Genomic DNA, 15,874 nt, shown 5'->3' on the forward strand with positions numbered 1-15,874 from the left:
CCCTCTCCGGGCGGCCCTTTCGCTGTGCCGATGACCGTGCCGGGGACCTGATCACAGCCCTGTGGTTGAAGGGTTGAGGAAGTGGAAACCCGGCCCGGGGTGCATCAGGAAGTCGTGGTGGGAGATGTTCCACGCATAGGCGCCCGCCAGCGAGAACACCACCCGGTCGCCGGCCCTGAGCCCCGGCGCGGGTACCCGGCGGGCCAGGACATCCTTGGGTGTGCACAGCTGCCCGGCCAGGGTGACCAGCTCGCCCGCGGCGGCCGACCGCGGCCACGGGTGCGGCCAGGCATCCACCTTCAGCACGGAACAGGGCTGGTCGTGGCCCTTCGTCGCCGGGGTCCGCAGGTGGTGGGTGCCGCCGCGGACCACCGCGAACTCCTCGCCGTGACTGCGCTTCACGTCCAGCACCTCGGTGGCGTACCAGCCGCAGTACGCCGTCAGCGCCCGCCCCGGCTCGATACGCAGGGTCAGCTCGGGGTGCGCCTCGGTCAGACGGGCGAGACCGCTGCCGTACCCGGACCAGTCGAAGCGGTGCTCCGGGTCCGTGTAGTCGACGGTCATGCCGCCGCCGATGTTGACCTCGGCGAGCGGAACACCGTGGCCCGTCGCCCAGGACACCACGGACTCGGCCACCGCAAGCTGCTCCGCCGCCTCCAGGCCACTGGCCAAGTGCGCGTGAACACCCAGTAGTTCGAGGTGCGGATACGTCCCGTCGGCGAGCGCCCGGATGACGTCGACGGCCTGTGCCGGGTCCAGGCCGAACGGCGTCGGACGGCCCCCCATCGCCAGTGAGCTGCCCGCCAGCGCCCCGTCCGGGACCGGAAGATTGACGCGTACCAGCACCGCCACCCGTCGCCCCGGCGCGCACCTGCGCGCCAGCTCGGCCAGCATGCGCAGTTCGTACTCGCTCTCCACATGGAAACGGTCCACGCCGAGCTCCAGTGCGGCCCGCACCTCGTCCGGCGTCTTGCCGGGACCGCCGAAGGCGAGCGGCCGGTCCGGGACCGCTTTGGCGACGTGGGCGAGTTCACCGCCCGAGGAGACCTCGTAGCCGTCGACGTACGGGCCGAGTGCGCCGAGGATCTCCGGCTCCGGGTTGGCCTTGGCGGCGTAGTACACCTCGACCCGCTCGGGCAGTGCGGTCCGGACGGCGGCGGCATGGTCACGCAGAGCCGCCAAGTCGTAGATGTACGCGGGCAGTTCGGCGGCGGGCAGGGACAGGACGCGATCGCGGACCGTGGGCGTCGGCTCGCTCATCGGGTGCTCCCGGTCGTGTCGCGCAGGATGTCCTCGGCGAGCGGGGACGGCAGCCGGACGTAGCCGGCGTCCCGGTCCGCCCTGCGTTCCCAGCGGGTCAGCAGGTTGGCCTTGGCGGGCAGCGGCACCCCGGCGAGCAGGGCGGCGAGCCTCGGCGGGCAGCCGTGGCGGTCGGCATACGTCTGGAGCGTGGCGCGCACCCGTCCCCACAGGGCCGCCTCCGCCTGCGGGTGCAGGTCGGCGAGGGCGGCGAGCAGCTCGGCAACGTGGTTGACGAGCAGGCAGTACACGACCCGGTCCCAGCCGCGCTGCGCGTCGTACGTCATCGGGCCCGCGACCTCGGGCGGCAGCGAGGCCAGCGTGTCGGCGTGGTGGTCGGGGACGAGCTTGGTGCCCTCCAGGTCGCGGAAGAGGACCTGGGCGGGCATGCCGTCGCCGCCGACGCACACCAGGACGTTCTGCAGGTGGGGTTCCAGGACCAGTCCGTGGTCGAAGTACGCGGCCAGGACGGGCGGGACCAGCAGATCGAGATACGAGGACCACCAGGCGAGGGCCGTGCGTACGTCCGCTCCGTCGAGGAGGCGGGAGACGTGGGCGGCGCCGGTCGGATACTCGTCGGCGACGGCCGCCGCGAGCAGCGGGACCGTGCCCGGGGCGAGGCGGCGCGGCAGGCCCTCGCGGACGATGACGCCGAAGCCCTCGAACAGGTCGCGGTCGGGGGTGCCGTCGGGGCCGGGCAGGGCCAGCGTGCGGTAGGCCGGCTCGCGCAGCACGGCGCTGGCGGGAAAGCGGTCGGCCAGGTCGGCGAGTGCCGGGGCCAGCACGCGGGTCAGGGCGACGGCGCCGGACAGCTCGTAACTGCTGTTCTTGCGCAGGCAGTTGGTGATGCGGACGTTCAGGCTGAACTTGAGGAAGGTCTCGCCGTCGTACAGGGTGCGCACCGAAGCGGTGGCCGCGAAGGGCTGCCCGCCCGGGCCCAGGTCGAGGATGTCGCCGCGGTCGAGGGCGGCGCGCAGGGCCGGGTGGGCCTGGAGCGTCCCGTACTGCCAGGGGTGGGCGGGGAGCAGCCGGTAGCCCTCAGGTACGTCGGTGCGCAGTCCGTCCAGCGGGGCGGTCGCCGACGGGTCCGCCGACTCCTCGGCGATCAGGTGGGCGCGGACGGCGAGGTGCCGCAGCGGGAAGGAGGCACCGACCTCGGGAGCGTATGCGGACCAGGCGAGCGGGTCGCCGGTACGGGCCTTGGGCGTGGGGTGGAAGCGGTGTCCGAACAGCAGCGACTGCTCGGAGGCCAGGTAGGCGGAGAGCCGGTCGTCCGGGAGGCGGGCGGGACGCGTGGCGGCGAGTGCGGTGGTGATGGCGTCGTGGCTGGAGGCGATCTGCTCCAGGAACTCCTCGTTGCGCACGCCGGTGCGCAGCGACAGCTCGTCGTGCGTGTACTCGGCCAGGCGCCGCCAGTCCACCTCCGACCAGCCGTCCTCGCCCTGTTCGCTCACGGGGCCGGTGAACCGGTGCGCGCCCAGCAGCGAGGTACGACGCAGCGCGACCCGCAGCAGCACTCCGCGGCGCGGCAGCCGCAGCAGCAGCCGGCCGTCGGCGACGACCGACTGGTGCTCGGGGCCCGACACCTCGCGCAGCAGGCAGTTGAGGAGCGTGTGGGCCACGGCGTCGTCGGCGGAGGGGAGCTCGGCGGGCGCGGCGGTACTCCCGGGCGGGCAGAGCGAGATCGCGGTCCCCCCGGACGAGGTCTGCGGACGGATCAGCGAGGGCATCAGCGGCTCCTGCGGGTGCGGGGGGTCAGCGGGGGGAGGAAAGTGGCCAGTACGGTGACTGCGGCGGCCGCGCTGCCGGTCAGCACCGGTGCGGCCGGGCCGAAGCGGGCGCTGCCCGCCGCCGCGGCCACTCCTGCGGCGACCGCGCCGGCCTTGGAGAAGAACTCCAGCGAGCCGAACATCCCGCCCGGCGCCCGGCCCTTGGCGCAGTCGGCGGCCAGCACCGACAGACACACCAGGCCGAGGGTGAGGCCCGCGCCCAGCAGCAGGCGCACGGCGATCAGCGTGGGCAGAGAGCCGGCGATCCCGTGCCCGGCGAGCCCGAGCGCGATGAAGGCGAAGCCGAGCGCGATCCCGGTGCGGGGGCGGCTGTGGAAGACGGAGTGCACGGCCAGTGCCGAGACCAGGTAGCACAGGTGGGGGAGGGCGAACAGCACGCCGGACAGGGTCGGTGAGGTGCCCGGGAGGCGGTCGTCGACGAGGGCGATGAGGTAGGGGAAGGAGATGACGGTGGAGAAGACGAAGGCGAACTCCAAGGCGTACAGGGCCTTGAGGGAGACCAGCGGCGGCGCGGCCACGCAAGTCGTCTCGGGGGCGTTCTCCGACCCCTGTGCGGCAGGCTCCGGTTCGGGCAGCACGGCGAGCAACAGGGCAGCGCCCAGCGGCAGTACGGCGAGCAGGGCGTACTGGCGGTGCGGTGACAGCCAGCCCGACAGGGAGCCGACCACGATCGGGGCCACGACCAGCGCGGCCCGCGCGCTGCCCTGCATCAAGGTGAGCGCCTTGGACAGGGCCGGCCCCTCCAGGGCGGCGCCCAGGTACCCGTTGGACGCGGCGAACGTGCCGCCCAGGATGCCCTGCAGCACCAGCGCCACGGTGAACGTGGCCAGGGAGTCCGCCCAGCCCGCGAGGAGGAAGGCCACGGCCAGGCCCAACTGGGCGCGCAGCAGGAGTCGTTTACGGCCGTAGCGGTCGGCGAGCCGTCCCCACAGCGGGGCGCCCAGCGCACCGAACACGGTCGGCACGACGTACAGCACCCCTGCCCAGCGTGCGTGGCGATCCCCCAACCCCGGGAGGATCTCGGTGAGATACGGCGGCAGCCCGAGTGCCGCGAAGGACGCCACGAAGTAGCAGCCGGCGACCGCATGAACATGCCCGCGGGTGAACGCCGTGCCCGGCATCCTCAGAGTCTCGGCGCTCATGCGGAACCCCCGCCGGGCAGCAGGTAGTTGGGGCCGCTCGTGTAGTGCTTGTTGACGTCAGCGGCACCCGAGCGCTCCTTGCTGAGCAGCGTGCCGGCCGTGACCATGGCCTTGACCGGCAATCGCGGTGCATCGAGGACATGCGCCCGCAGGACCGCGCCCGCGTCACCGCCGAGTCGGTCGACGGCCTCCGCGAGCCGTTCGCGCACGAGCGCCAGCAGAGCGTCCCGGTGCCGGGCGAGACCGAATGCGTAGGCCCCCGCGCACAGATGGACCGTGATGGTGGTGAACACGTCGGCGACCGGACCGTCCCCGGCGGTGAAGGTCCGCGGGTCGTCGAAGCCCCAGGGCCCGGGCAGTACGGCCGACAGCCGCGAGGCGTTGATGCGGGGCCCGTCGTTGTCCTTGAACAGCAACCGCAGACTGCCCGGCCCCAGCACCAGCGAGACGTTCTGCTGGTGCGACTCGAGCGCGATGCCGTAGCCGAACAGGGCGGTCTGCCAGTCGAACAGCAACGACAGACAGGCGTCCAGCAGGGCCAGTGGATCGCCGCCGTAGAAGCGGTCGGCCAGGTGGTCCAGGACGGGCCGCCCGCCGGGCGCCTCGGCGAGGAGCGCGGCCAGCGGAACGACGACGGACTCCTCGGGAGTGGCCGGCAAGCGGCGGCAGAGAACCGCCAGCAGTTCGTGTCCGGCGTGCGCGTAGGTGGTCTCGTCGGCATGCAGGATCGTATCCCGGAAACGGGGTTCGCGCGCGATCACCGCCTCCACCAGCCGCTGCCCCGCCGCGCCGTCGACGAGCGTGCCGGGCTTGATGGAGCGCTTGTTGCGCATGCCCAACGTGGCCGTGGCCAGGGGGAGTTTGAGGTGCAGGGACGGATCCGCGGCCACTGCAACCGTGCGCATCGAGAGCGTCGGCACGACTTCGAGGTGAGCGTGCTCCGCGAGCAGTGCACGGCCGGCGAGGCCCGTGGTCCGCAGCGCCTCGTCGAGTGACGCGCCCACGGTCAAGGGGTGGACGGGCAGCGCCACATGGGTCTGCTCCACCTCGGGCAGACCGAGCCGCGCGGGCGAGGGCCACAGTTCCGGGAGCGGGCCGGTCAAGGTCACCGCGTCACGCGGAACGGCGAGCCAGCGCAGAGCGAAACGGGGATGGAACTCCGGTGCATACGCCCGCAGTTGCTCCTCGGACAGGCCGGAGCGGCCGCGTGCGGTCGGGTAGACGGGGTGGTCGAGGCGGGCCGCAAGGGTGTCGTACGCCTGACCCGTCCACTGGGCCGGATCGTGCCCGTACCGGTCGATGAGCCGCCGGCCCACCTCGGTGCGGGTCTCCGCGTGCAGCCGCATCGTGTCCAGCGTCTGACGGCACTCCTCGGCGAACGCGTCGAAGCCGTCGCGGTCCACGGGCTCGGCGAGCTCACGCAGCGCGTCGAGCACGGCCTCGTACGACGTCAGCTCGGTGCCGTCCGACTCGCGCGCGAGCAGGGGCAGCCGGGCGCGGTGCTCGCACTGGTAGCCGTCCTCGGTGACGGGCAGCAGCAGGGCGTCCTCGGTGGTGGGCAGCCGCAGCCAGTCGCCGTCCGGCCGGTGCACGAGCGTGCTGCGGGTGCGCAGCCCGACGACGTCCTCACGCAGCAGGGCGCTGAGAACGCGGGTGACCAGCTCCGCCTCGCAGGTGTCCGTCACGGTCGGCGCGGTCACGGCTGGATCTCCCAGCGCTGCGCGGCCAGGAAGTCGGCCGACACCCGGTCCACCGTCGCCTGGTCGGTGCCGACGGCCCGCAGGACGCCGAGGTAGTCGCGGTTGGTGCGGTACAGCTCGTGCCGCTCCCCCGGGGACCGCAGCGGACGGTACGTCAGATGGGTGCCGTCAACGGTCAGTTCCTGTGCTGAGGGAGCCTCGGTGAGGGTTCCGGCGCGATCGGCGCACGGGTATTCCAGACGTGCGGCGCCGTCACGGCGGGCCCGCAGGTCGGCGGGGAGCCGCTCACCCAGATGGGCACGGAGGATCAGCTCGAAGAGCGGTATCTCCAGCAGCCGGGCCAGCAGCAGATCGCACTGGTCGCCGATGGCACGGTAGTTGACCTCGATGATCCTGGCCCGGCCCGCGTTCACCACGAACTCGGTGTGACAGGCGCCGAACCCGACGCCCAGCGCGTCCAGTTGGGCGAGAACCTGGGCGACGACCGGCTCGGGATGGGAGGGGACGAAGGTGAGGCGCTCCTCGATGAAGTACGGCTGGGGCGACAGCTCGGTGTGGAAACCGCCCAGCACATGGCGGACGTGGCCGTCGCCGAGCGTCTCCAGGGTGTAGAGCTCGCCGGGGAGGTACTCCTCGACGAGCAGGACGGCACCGGGGCGGCGCTCAAGGATTTCCTTGGCGTGCGTGGTCAGTTGCTCGGCGTCGTCGACCAGGACGACGTCCTCGCTGGCCACGCCCTCGCGGGGCTTCAGGACGCACGGGTACGGCGCGTCGTGGGGCGCGACCGGCTCCGTGAGCTCGGCCGACCACACCGTGTCCACGCCGGCGACGGCGAGCCTGCGCCGCATCTCCGCCTTGTCCTTGGTGGCGAGCGCGGCCCGCCAGTCCTTGGCGGGCAGGCCGAAGTAGGCGGCGGCCAGGGCGGCCTGGGCCTGGAGGTGGTCGCTGTTGGTGAAGACGGCGTCGGGACGGTGGTGCGTCGAGATCCGGGTGATGACCGCCCGGTGGTCGCGGACGTCGCACTCCAGGACCTCGGCCTCAGGGTGGGCGCTGCGGTGGGCCTCGGGCTGGTCGGTGAGGACGGTGACGTCCAGGCCCAGCCGGGCGGCGGCGGGCAGGAAGCCCTCGGAGACGGAGTCGGTCGGATTGAGGGCAAGCAGGTACAGGCGCATGGCTGATGAACAACTTCCGCTGGCGGGTGGGGGGTCGAGGGCGGGCCGCGGTGGTGCGGCGGCCCGCCCCGAGAGAGCGGGAGTTACTTCTTCGGGAGCTCCACGCCGGTGGCCTTCGCCACGTCCTTGAGCATCTGCTCCGCGGCCTGGACGCCGATGCCGGACATCCAGGTCTCGTCCGGGACGGTGAACACCTTGCCGTCCTTGACGGCCGGCAGGGACTTCCACACCGGGTTGGAGGTGACCTGCTTCTGCTGGGTCTTGTCCGGGGTGTCGGCGGTGGTCACGAAGATCAGGTCGGCGTCGGCCTGGTCGATCTCCTCCGCGCTGACGTCCTTCATGGTGACGTCGGGGTCGTTCGACACCTGGGACTTGGGCCGCTTGAAGCCGATGTCGTTGAGGACGACACCGCTGTAGGAGTTGGTCTGGTAGAGGCGCGTCGGACCGGCGATGAAGCGGACCACGGACGCGGTCGGCATGGTGCCGCCGTCCTTCTTCCTGATGGCCTCACCCAGCGCCTTGGCCTGCGTCTCGTACTCCTTGACCTTCGCGGCGGCCTCCTTCTCCAGCCCGAGCGCTTCGGCGTGCACCTTGAGGTTCTGCTTCCAGACACCGCCGGTGGTCTCCGTGAAGACGGTCGGGGCGATGGCGCTGAGCTTGTCGTAGACCTTTTCGTGCCGGACCTTCGACGACAGGATCAGATCGGGCTTCAGAGAGGCGATCTTCTCCAGGTTGGGCTCGAGAAGCGGGCCGACGTCGGCGGTGCCGCTCAGCTCGCCCTTCAGATACGTCGGGAAACCGCCCTCGGTCTTGAAGTGGGGGGCGACCGCGCCGACCGGGTCGATGCCGAGCAGGGTGACGTCGTCGAGCTCACCGGTGTCGAGCACCACGACCCGCTTGGGCTGCGAGGGGATCTTTACGTCACCCATCACGGTCTTGAGGGTGCGTGGGAAGCCGGCCGACGCCGAGCCGGATGCCTTCGCGGAGTCGGCGTCGTCGGACTTCTCGCTGCCGCAGGCGGCCAGTACGGCCGTACCGAGCACGACGGAGAGCAGCACGGCGATCAGCCGGCCGATTCCGCGCAGGGGAGAGCGCTTGAACATGGGGGGTGGGTCTTCCTGGTAGGGGAGTGGTGGGTCAGGCGGATGCGGCCGGTTGCCGGACCGCGCTGCTCTTCGGGACGACCAGCGGGGTGCCGGTCTCCGGGTCGGGGATCACCCGGCAGTCCACGTCGAACACGGACCTGACCAGGCCTGCGTCGAGGACGTCGGCCGGGGTGCCGGCGGCGGCGAGGCGGCCCTCCTTGAGGACCACCATGTGGTCCGCGTAGCGGGCGGCCTGTCCGAGGTCGTGCAGCACCATCACCACGGTGCGGCCCGCCTCGGCGTGCAGGGCGGTCACCAGGTCGAGGACGTCGAGCTGGTGCCGCAGGTCGAGGAAGGTGGTCGGCTCGTCCAGCAGAAGCAGCTCGGTGTCCTGGGCCAACGCCAGCGCGATCCAGGCGCGTTGGCGCTGACCGCCGGAGAGCCGGTCGACGGGCTGGTCGCGCAGGGACGTGGTGCCGGTGCGCTCCAGCGCCTCGTCCACCGCCCGCTGGTCTGCGGCCGACCATGGGCTCAGCAGGCGCTGGTGCGGATAGCGGCCCAGGCGTACGAGCGCCTCGACGGTGATCGCTTCCGGGGTGACCGGCTGCTGGGGCAGCAGTCCCATCCGGCGGGCGAGCGTCCGCGCGGACATACGGTGGATGTCCGCGCCGTCCAGCGTGACGCTCCCGGCGGACGGGGCCAGCAACCGGCTCAGCCCCCGCAACAGGGTTGATTTTCCACAGGCGTTGGGCCCGACGATCGCGGTGACGGCGCCGCCCGGCAGCGTCAGATCGAGCCCGCCGACGACGAGCCGGTCGCCGTAGCGCAGATCGAGGCCCTGGGTCTGAATCTGGTTGGTCATGCGTGGCTCCTCTGGACGGGTGAGCTCTGCCGGAACATCAGCACCAGGAGCCAGGGCGCGCCCAGCGTGGCGGTGACCGCCCCGACCGGCAGCCCCTCGATCGGCAGCAGGTGCTGGACCACCAGGTCGGAGGCGAGCAGCAGCACCGCTCCCGTCAGACCGGCCAGTCCCAGGGACACGGCCGTCGGCGGGCCGGTGACGAAGCGCACGATGTGCGGTACCGCGAGTGCCACGAAGGTCACCGGACCGGCGAGCGAGGCCGCAAGGGACGCCAACGCCACGGCGACGAAGAGAAGTTGGAGGCGGGCGGCGGACGTGCGGAGGCCCAGGGCGCCCGCCGATTCGTCCCCGAGGTCGAGCACCGCCAGCCGGCGGTGCAGTACGAGGGCGGTGGCGAGCGCGAGCACCATGGCGCCGGCTGCCCCCCACACCTCCGTCCACGTCCGGCCGTACACCGACCCCGTGGTCCACTGCAGCGCCGATCCGGCGAGTTCGGCCGGGAAGCGCACGATCATCAGGTTCACGGCGGCGGCCAGTCCCGCCTGCACGGCGAGCCCGGTGAGCACCAGCCGGGTGACGGCGAGCCCGGACCGCCAGGCGAACACGCCCAGTAGCAGCGCCGAGAGCAGACCCCCGCCCAGCGCGCCGACCGGGATCAGCGTCTGCGAGGCCCCGGCGGCGATCAGCGTGACCGCACCCAGCGAGGCTCCGCCTGTCACGCCCATGACATCGGGAGACGCCAGGGGGTTGCGGAACAACCGCTGCAGCACGCAGCCCGCCGCTCCCAGACCGGCACCGGCGACGATCGCCGCCACCGCTCTGGGCGCCCGGAACTGCTGCACCACCAGCACGTCCCCGGAGTCCCCCAGCCCGACCAGCGCGCGCAGTGCCGTACCCGCGGGCATGGGCATCTCACCCGTCGTCAGGGATGCGGTGAGCAGCACGAACAGTGCGAGGAGACCGCTCGCTGCGAACACCAGGACACGGCGGCGCACCCGGGCCCGGGAGGTGGACTTCGCACGGGCGGACGGAACGACGGTGGCGGTCATCGGGCCACCTTCCGGGCCAGCAGCGCCAGCAGGGGAGCGCCGAGGAACGCCGTCACGATCCCGGCCTCCAGCTCCGAGGGGCGGATCACCATCCGGCCGAGGACATCGGCCGCGAGCAGCAGCAGCGGCCCGGCGATCAGACAGCCGGGCACCAGCAGCCGGTGGTCGGCGCCCAGCAGGGGACGTACGAGATGGGGCGCGGCGAGGCCGATGAAGGCGATCGGCCCGGCCACTGCGACCGCCGACCCGGTGAGCAGGACCACCGCGATGCCGCCTGCCAGCCGGATCCGGGCCACCGGCACCCCAAGCGCCTGGGCCGAATCGTCGCCCAGGGCAAGGGCGTTGAGGGCGGGGCAGACGGCGAGGGCGACCACCAGGCCGAGCAGCAGCGTCGGCAGCACGGGCCACAGCGCGTCGAGGGGCCTGCCTGACAGGGACCCGGCCAGCCAGAAGCGGGCCTCGTCGAGTGTGCGCTGGTTCAGCAGCATCACCGCCGACGTCCAGGACAGCAGCACCAGTTGGAGAACGGTGCCGCCGAGGGCGAGCCGTACGGGATCGATGTCCCCGGCCCGGCGGGCCAGCGCCTGGGCGAACAGGGCGGCCCCCGCGGCCCCGGCGAACGCGAACCACACGTACTGCACAGGGTCGTTGAGCTTCAGCGTGAAGATCGCGACGACGACCGCGAAACCGGCGCCGGCGTTGATGCCGAGGGTGGTCGGCGACGCGAGCGGGTTGCGGGTGATGCCCTGGGCGAGGGCCCCGGCGACCCCGAGCGCCGCGCCGACCGCGAGACCGATGACGGTGCGCGGCAGCCGCAGCCCGGTGACCACGAGCGCCTCCCGGCCATGGGCGTGGCCGAGCAATGCGTCGGCCACGGTGGTCAGGGGCACCGACCGTGCGCCGAGCGCGAGGCTCAGGGCGGTGCAGAGCACCAGCGCGCCCAGTCCGGCGAGGAACAGGGGGAGGTGTCTGAGGGCAGGGGAGGGCACACCGGTAGGTGCGCCCCGTTGGGTCGCAGTCACAAGGGGTGAGCTTAGGCAAGCCTTGCTTTAGTTATCAACTGGCCATGCGAGCGCTGTGAGGCGGCTCGACATGGAACTCCCTTGATCGATTAAGGTAAGCCTTGCCTATTTAACCTCAGCCGAAACATCCCGCACTGGAGCACGCCCATGGCCGTGGCCGTCCCGAAGACCTCACCGGACCGTGCCGTCGGCCACGCCCTCGGCGACGTCTACCGACGGCTCGCCGACGTCTGTGCGGCGCTGGACGTACGGGTCGCGGAGACCTCGGGCCAAGTGGGTGTGACGGCGGCCGAGTTGGCGTCCGACCGCACCGCCCTGGACGCCTTCGTCGACGCCGAGGCGGCCCGCATCCACGACCGCTACGATGTCGCCGTACGCCCGGCCGTCGCCGCCTCCCGGGCCCTGCACGACTACGCCTGGTCGGTCGGCGTGCTCATCGGCGGCGCCTGGTACCTGGAACGCCGGGTGCCCCGGATCCGGCCCGAGGACCTGCGGCTGGACCTCGCCACGGGTGCGTACGAGATCACACCCGGGACCGAGCTCGCCTGTCTGCCCGGCGACCCCGTCGCCTCGCTCCCCGGAGTGCTGACGGTCCCTCAGGAGGATCAGCTGCGGGCCGCGCTGCGCATGGCGATGGCCGACCACATGCGTCCGCTGCTGTCCGCGATCGGCCCCGTGGCACGACGTGGGACGCGTTCCCTCTGGGGCATGGTCGCCGACGACCTGGTGTCCGGCATCTGGTACCTGGGCCGCATGCTCGGCCAGGAGAGCGACGCCGTACGGGCCGCCACCGAAGTGCTCCCGATCGCCGTGCCCCCATATCCCAGCGGCGCCGACTTCCGCCACCTGACGGCCGAGAACGGCCAACGCCACGCGACACGTACCCGCACCGGCTGCTGCATGTTCTACGCGATCCGCCCTGCGGAGGCCTGCGTGACCTGCCCCCGCACGCCCGACGCGGAGCGCTTGCGCAGACTCCAGAACTGAGAAAGAGACGGCCGGGGAAAGCGCCCGCCAGGGGCGCGGGGCTGTGTCGATATGCAGCTCCGCCGCGTGGGCGAGACCAGCCACGACGGCAGCCGCAGTCGAACGGAAAACCCGTCAAATCAGTCGGCGGTGGCAAGAAACTGCGTTGCCGCCAACTCGGCATACAACGGATCTCCGGCAACCAACTCCCGATGGGTCCCAACCGCCCGCACCCGCCCTGCATCCATCACCACAATCCGATCGGCCATCGTCACCGTGGACAGCCGGTGCGCAACAACAAGAACCGTTGTAGTTCGGGCGACATCGCCGACCGTATCCCGCAGCGCCGCCTCATTGACCGCGTCCAACTGCGACGTCGCCTCGTCGAGCAGCAAGAGCCGCGGACGACGCAGCAGCGCCCGGGCGATGGCAACCCGCTGCCGCTCGCCGCCGGAGAGTTTGGTGCCGCGGTGTCCCACGAGGGTGTCCAGGCCTTTCGGCAGCCGGGAAACCAGACCGTCCAGACGCGTCGTCTTGAGCACCCGAGCGATGGCGTCCTCGGACGCATCCGGGTTGCCCAGCAGCAGATTGTCCCGCAGCGAACCGGACAGCACGGGAGCGTCCTGCTCCACATAGCCGATCGCCGACCGGAGCCTCGGCAACTCCCAGTCCTGCAGGCCGAGTCCGTCCAGGGTGATGGTGCCGGACTCGGGATCGTAGAACCGCTCGATGAGGGAGAACACCGTCGTCTTGCCGGCGCCGGACGGGCCGACGAACGCCGTCATACCGCGGGCCGGCACCGAGAACGTCACCCCGTGATGGACATACGGCAGATCGTCGGCGTACCGGAAGCGGACCTCGTCGAAGGCGAGCGCGGCCGGTTCCGCGCCCGAGGTGGGCAACGGCGCGGGCCGGGCCGCCGGTTCGGAGGGCAGGCTCAGCGCCTCCTGGATGCGGGCGAGGGCGGCGGCGCCCGTCTGGTACTGCGTGATCGCGCCCACCACCTGCTGGATCGGCGACATCAGATAGAAGACGTACAGCAGGAACGCGACCAGCGTGCCCACCTGGATGGCGCCGGTCGCCACCCGTGCCCCGCCCACCGCGAGCACCGTGATGAAGGCGATTTGCATCGCGAGACCGGCCGTGTTGCCCGCCGCCGCCGACCACTTGGCGGCCCGCACGCTCTGCCGCCACGAATCCTCGGCGGCCTCGTGCAGCGTCCGCTCCTCCCGGTGCTCGGCACCCGATGCCTTCACCGTGCGCAGGGCGCCGAGGATCCGCTCCAGCGAGGCGCCCATCACGCCGACCGCGTCCTGCGCCTGCCGGCTGGCCCGGTTGATGCGCGGCACGATCACGCCGAGCACCGTGCCCGCCCCGAGGATCACACACAGGGTGACCCCGAGAAGCACCGGATCCACCAGCCCCATCATCACCACCGTGGCCACGAGTGTGAGCCCGCCCGTGCCCAGGCCGACCAGCGAATCGGTGGTGACCTCGCGCAGCAGCGTGGTGTCGGAGGTGATGCGGGCCATCAGGTCGCCCGGCTCGCTGCGGTCGACCGCGGGGATCCGCAGCCGCAGCAGGTACGAGGACAGGGCGCGCCGCGCGCCGAGCACCACCGACTCCGCGGTCCGCCGCAGCACATACGAACCGAGCGCGCCCACCGCGGCGTTGGTGACCACCAGCCCCGACATGGCGAGCAGCGCACCGGTGATGGCCCGGTCGTTCGACAGGTCGTCGATCAGCCCCTTGGCCACCAGCGGCAGCAGCAGCCCGGTGGCCCCCGTGACCAGCGACAACAGCGCGCCCGTCAGCAGGGCCCACCGATGTGGCCGTACATAGGCGAGGAGCAGCCGCCAGGCGGGCGGTCGGGGCTCGGTCTCTGGGGTGCTCACGGGGCTCCTCGGGAGTCGTGCGGAGCATTCAGGCTACGTCGGCGCCCGCGCCGAGGCGCGGTCACTCCCGGACATGGACGGCGCGCACGCAGCGGGCTCCGGCACCGTTACTGATCAGTCACCCGTAGGGTCGGAAGCACGGACACCTGCAGACGAAAGGGTTCAACACCATGGCGCAGGAAGTACGCGGCGTGATCGCACCGGGCAAGGGCGAGCCGGTGCGGGTGGAGACGATCGTCGTGCCGGACCCCGGCCCGGGGGAGGCGGTCGTACGGATCCAGGCGTGCGGGGTGTGTCATACCGATCTGCACTACAAGCAGGGCGGAATCAGCGACGAGTTCCCCTTCCTGCTCGGTCATGAGGCGGCCGGTGTGGTGGAGTCGGTCGGCGCGGGCGTCACGGACGTCGCACCCGGCGACTTCGTCATCCTCAACTGGCGTGCCGTGTGCGGGAATTGCCGGGCCTGTCTGCGGGGGCGGCCCTGGTACTGCTTCAACACCCACAACGCCGAGCAGAAGATGACCCTCACCGACGGCACCGAGCTGTCCCCGGCCCTCGGCATCGGCGCGTTCGCGGAGAAGACGCTGGTTGCGGCCGGGCAGTGCACGAAGGTGGACGCGAGTGTCGCCCCGCAGGTGGCCGGGCTGCTGGGCTGCGGGGTGATGGCCGGCATCGGCGCGGCGATCAACACCGGCAACGTCGGCCGCGGCGACTCGGTCGCCGTCATCGGCTGCGGGGGCGTGGGTGACGCGGCGATCGCGGGGGCCAACCTGGCGGGCGCCGCGAAGATCATCGCCGTGGACCTGGACGACCGGAAGCTGACCAAGGCACGGGAGATGGGCGCCACGCACACGGTCAACTCCAAGGAGAGCGACCCCGTGGCGGCCATCCGCGAGCTGACCGGCGGCTTCGGCGCCGACGTCGTCATCGAGGCGGTCGGCCGCCCGGAGACGTACAAGCAGGCCTTCTACGCCCGCGACCTCGCCGGCACGGTCGTTCTGGTCGGTGTGCCCACGCCGGAGATGAAGCTCGAACTGCCCCTCCTGGACGTCTTCGGACGCGGCGGATCGCTGAAGTCGTCCTGGTACGGCGACTGCCTGCCCTCCCGCGACTTCCCGATGCTCATCGACCTGCACCTCCAGGGCCGCCTGCCGCTGGACAAGTTCGTCACCGAGACCATCCAACTCACCGACGTGGAGAAGGCGTTCGAGCGGATGCACCACGGCGACGTGCTGCGCTCGGTGGTGGTGCTGTGATGGCCGCACGCATCGAACGCCTCGTCACCTCCGGCACCTTCAGCCTGGACGGCGGCACATGGGAGGTGGACAACAACGTGTGGATCGTCGGCGACGACCACGAGGTCATCGTCATCGACGCGGCCCACGACGCCGACGCCATCGCCGAAGCCGTCGGGGACCGCCGGCTGGCGGCCATCGTGTGCACCCACGCCCACAACGACCACGTCGACGCCGCGCCCGCGCTCGCCGACCGCACCGGCGCGACCATCTGGCTGCACCCCGACGACCTGCCGCTGTGGAAGCTGACCCACCCCGACCGCGACCCCGACGCCCACCTGGCCGACGGCCAGGTCATCGAGGCGGCCGGGGTCGACCTGACAGTGATCCACACCCCCGGCCATGCGCCGGGCGCCGTCTGCCTGTACGACCCCGCCCTGGCCACGGTCTTCACCGGCGACACCCTCTTCCAGGGCGGCCCCGGCGCGACCGGCCGCTCGTACTCCCACTTCCCGACGATCATCGACTCCATCCGCGACCGCCTGCTGCCCCTCCCCGCGGAGACCAAGGTCCTCACCGGCCACGGCGATGCGACCACCATCGGAGCCGAAGCACCCCACCTGGAGGAATGGATCGCCCGCGGCCACTGAGCCCTGC

At 71.8% G+C, this 15,874-nt stretch carries 13 protein-coding genes; 3 read left to right on the plus strand and 10 right to left on the minus strand.

Translation table 11 applies throughout. From position 1 onward, the window contains the following. Window positions 1-51: 51 nt before the first annotated feature. The 9 genes from IH68_RS0122040 to IH68_RS0122080 form a co-directional block, all read right to left on the minus strand. Window positions 52-1,260: a type III PLP-dependent enzyme gene (locus IH68_RS0122040; protein ID WP_030937844.1), complete on the minus strand. Its 1,209-nt coding sequence runs from the start codon at window positions 1,258-1,260 to the stop codon at window positions 52-54. After that, a complete protein-coding gene (locus tag IH68_RS0122045) occupies window positions 1,257-3,029 on the minus strand; it encodes an IucA/IucC family protein (protein WP_078912550.1) in 1,773 nt (590 codons plus the stop codon). The genes IH68_RS0122040 and IH68_RS0122045 overlap by 4 nt, the downstream gene beginning before the upstream one ends. Then, entirely contained in the window at window positions 3,029-4,231 is a 1,203-nt protein-coding gene (locus IH68_RS0122050) for an MFS transporter (RefSeq protein ID WP_030937849.1), read from the minus strand. The genes IH68_RS0122045 and IH68_RS0122050 overlap by 1 nt, the downstream gene beginning before the upstream one ends. Then, window positions 4,228-5,931: an IucA/IucC family protein gene (locus IH68_RS0122055; protein ID WP_030937852.1), complete on the minus strand. Its 1,704-nt coding sequence runs from the start codon at window positions 5,929-5,931 to the stop codon at window positions 4,228-4,230. The genes IH68_RS0122050 and IH68_RS0122055 overlap by 4 nt, the downstream gene beginning before the upstream one ends. Then, the gene (locus IH68_RS0122060) at window positions 5,928-7,103 is read right to left on the minus strand and encodes an ATP-grasp domain-containing protein (RefSeq protein ID WP_030937854.1); all 1,176 of its coding nucleotides are present in this window, start codon (window positions 7,101-7,103) and stop codon (window positions 5,928-5,930) included. The genes IH68_RS0122055 and IH68_RS0122060 overlap by 4 nt, the downstream gene beginning before the upstream one ends. Before the next feature lie 83 nt (window positions 7,104-7,186). Beyond that, window positions 7,187-8,206 (minus strand): ABC transporter substrate-binding protein, encoded by a 1,020-nt coding sequence (locus IH68_RS0122065; protein WP_030937857.1) that lies wholly within the window; start codon window positions 8,204-8,206, stop codon window positions 7,187-7,189. A 34-nt stretch (window positions 8,207-8,240) separates the two neighbouring features. Continuing rightward, window positions 8,241-9,050 (minus strand): ABC transporter ATP-binding protein, encoded by an 810-nt coding sequence (locus tag IH68_RS0122070; RefSeq protein ID WP_030937859.1) that lies wholly within the window; start codon window positions 9,048-9,050, stop codon window positions 8,241-8,243. Then, the gene (locus tag IH68_RS0122075) at window positions 9,047-10,099 is read right to left on the minus strand and encodes a FecCD family ABC transporter permease (protein WP_030937861.1); all 1,053 of its coding nucleotides are present in this window, start codon (window positions 10,097-10,099) and stop codon (window positions 9,047-9,049) included. The genes IH68_RS0122070 and IH68_RS0122075 overlap by 4 nt, the downstream gene beginning before the upstream one ends. Then, window positions 10,096-11,088: a FecCD family ABC transporter permease gene (locus IH68_RS0122080; protein WP_030937862.1), complete on the minus strand. Its 993-nt coding sequence runs from the start codon at window positions 11,086-11,088 to the stop codon at window positions 10,096-10,098. Before IH68_RS0122080 ends, IH68_RS0122075 begins: the two co-directional genes overlap by 4 nt. A gap of 180 nt (window positions 11,089-11,268) precedes the next feature. Here IH68_RS0122080 and IH68_RS0122085 point away from each other — a divergent pair, with 180 nt between their 5' ends. After that, window positions 11,269-12,108, plus strand: a complete 840-nt coding sequence (locus IH68_RS0122085) for a (2Fe-2S)-binding protein (protein ID WP_030937864.1) — start codon at window positions 11,269-11,271, stop codon at window positions 12,106-12,108. Window positions 12,109-12,227: 119 nt separating this feature from the next. On the opposite strand, the gene IH68_RS0122090 is transcribed toward IH68_RS0122085, so the two are convergent. Then, window positions 12,228-13,982 carry an ABC transporter ATP-binding protein gene (locus IH68_RS0122090; RefSeq protein ID WP_030937867.1) on the minus strand — a complete coding sequence of 585 codons (1,755 nt, stop codon included), beginning with the start codon at window positions 13,980-13,982 and terminating at the stop codon, window positions 12,228-12,230. A 170-nt stretch (window positions 13,983-14,152) separates the two neighbouring features. Here IH68_RS0122090 and IH68_RS0122095 point away from each other — a divergent pair, with 170 nt between their 5' ends. Then, on the plus strand, window positions 14,153-15,238 hold the full coding sequence (locus IH68_RS0122095; RefSeq protein WP_030937869.1) for an S-(hydroxymethyl)mycothiol dehydrogenase: 1,086 nt from the start codon (window positions 14,153-14,155) through the stop codon (window positions 15,236-15,238). Continuing rightward, window positions 15,238-15,867: an MBL fold metallo-hydrolase gene (locus tag IH68_RS0122100; protein ID WP_030937871.1), complete on the plus strand. Its 630-nt coding sequence runs from the start codon at window positions 15,238-15,240 to the stop codon at window positions 15,865-15,867. The genes IH68_RS0122095 and IH68_RS0122100 overlap by 1 nt, the downstream gene beginning before the upstream one ends. Window positions 15,868-15,874: the final 7 nt, after the last annotated feature.

Source organism: Streptomyces sp. NRRL S-646, assembly GCF_000720765.1.
In the GTDB taxonomy this organism is placed as follows: Bacteria; Actinomycetota; Actinomycetes; order Streptomycetales; family Streptomycetaceae; genus Streptomyces.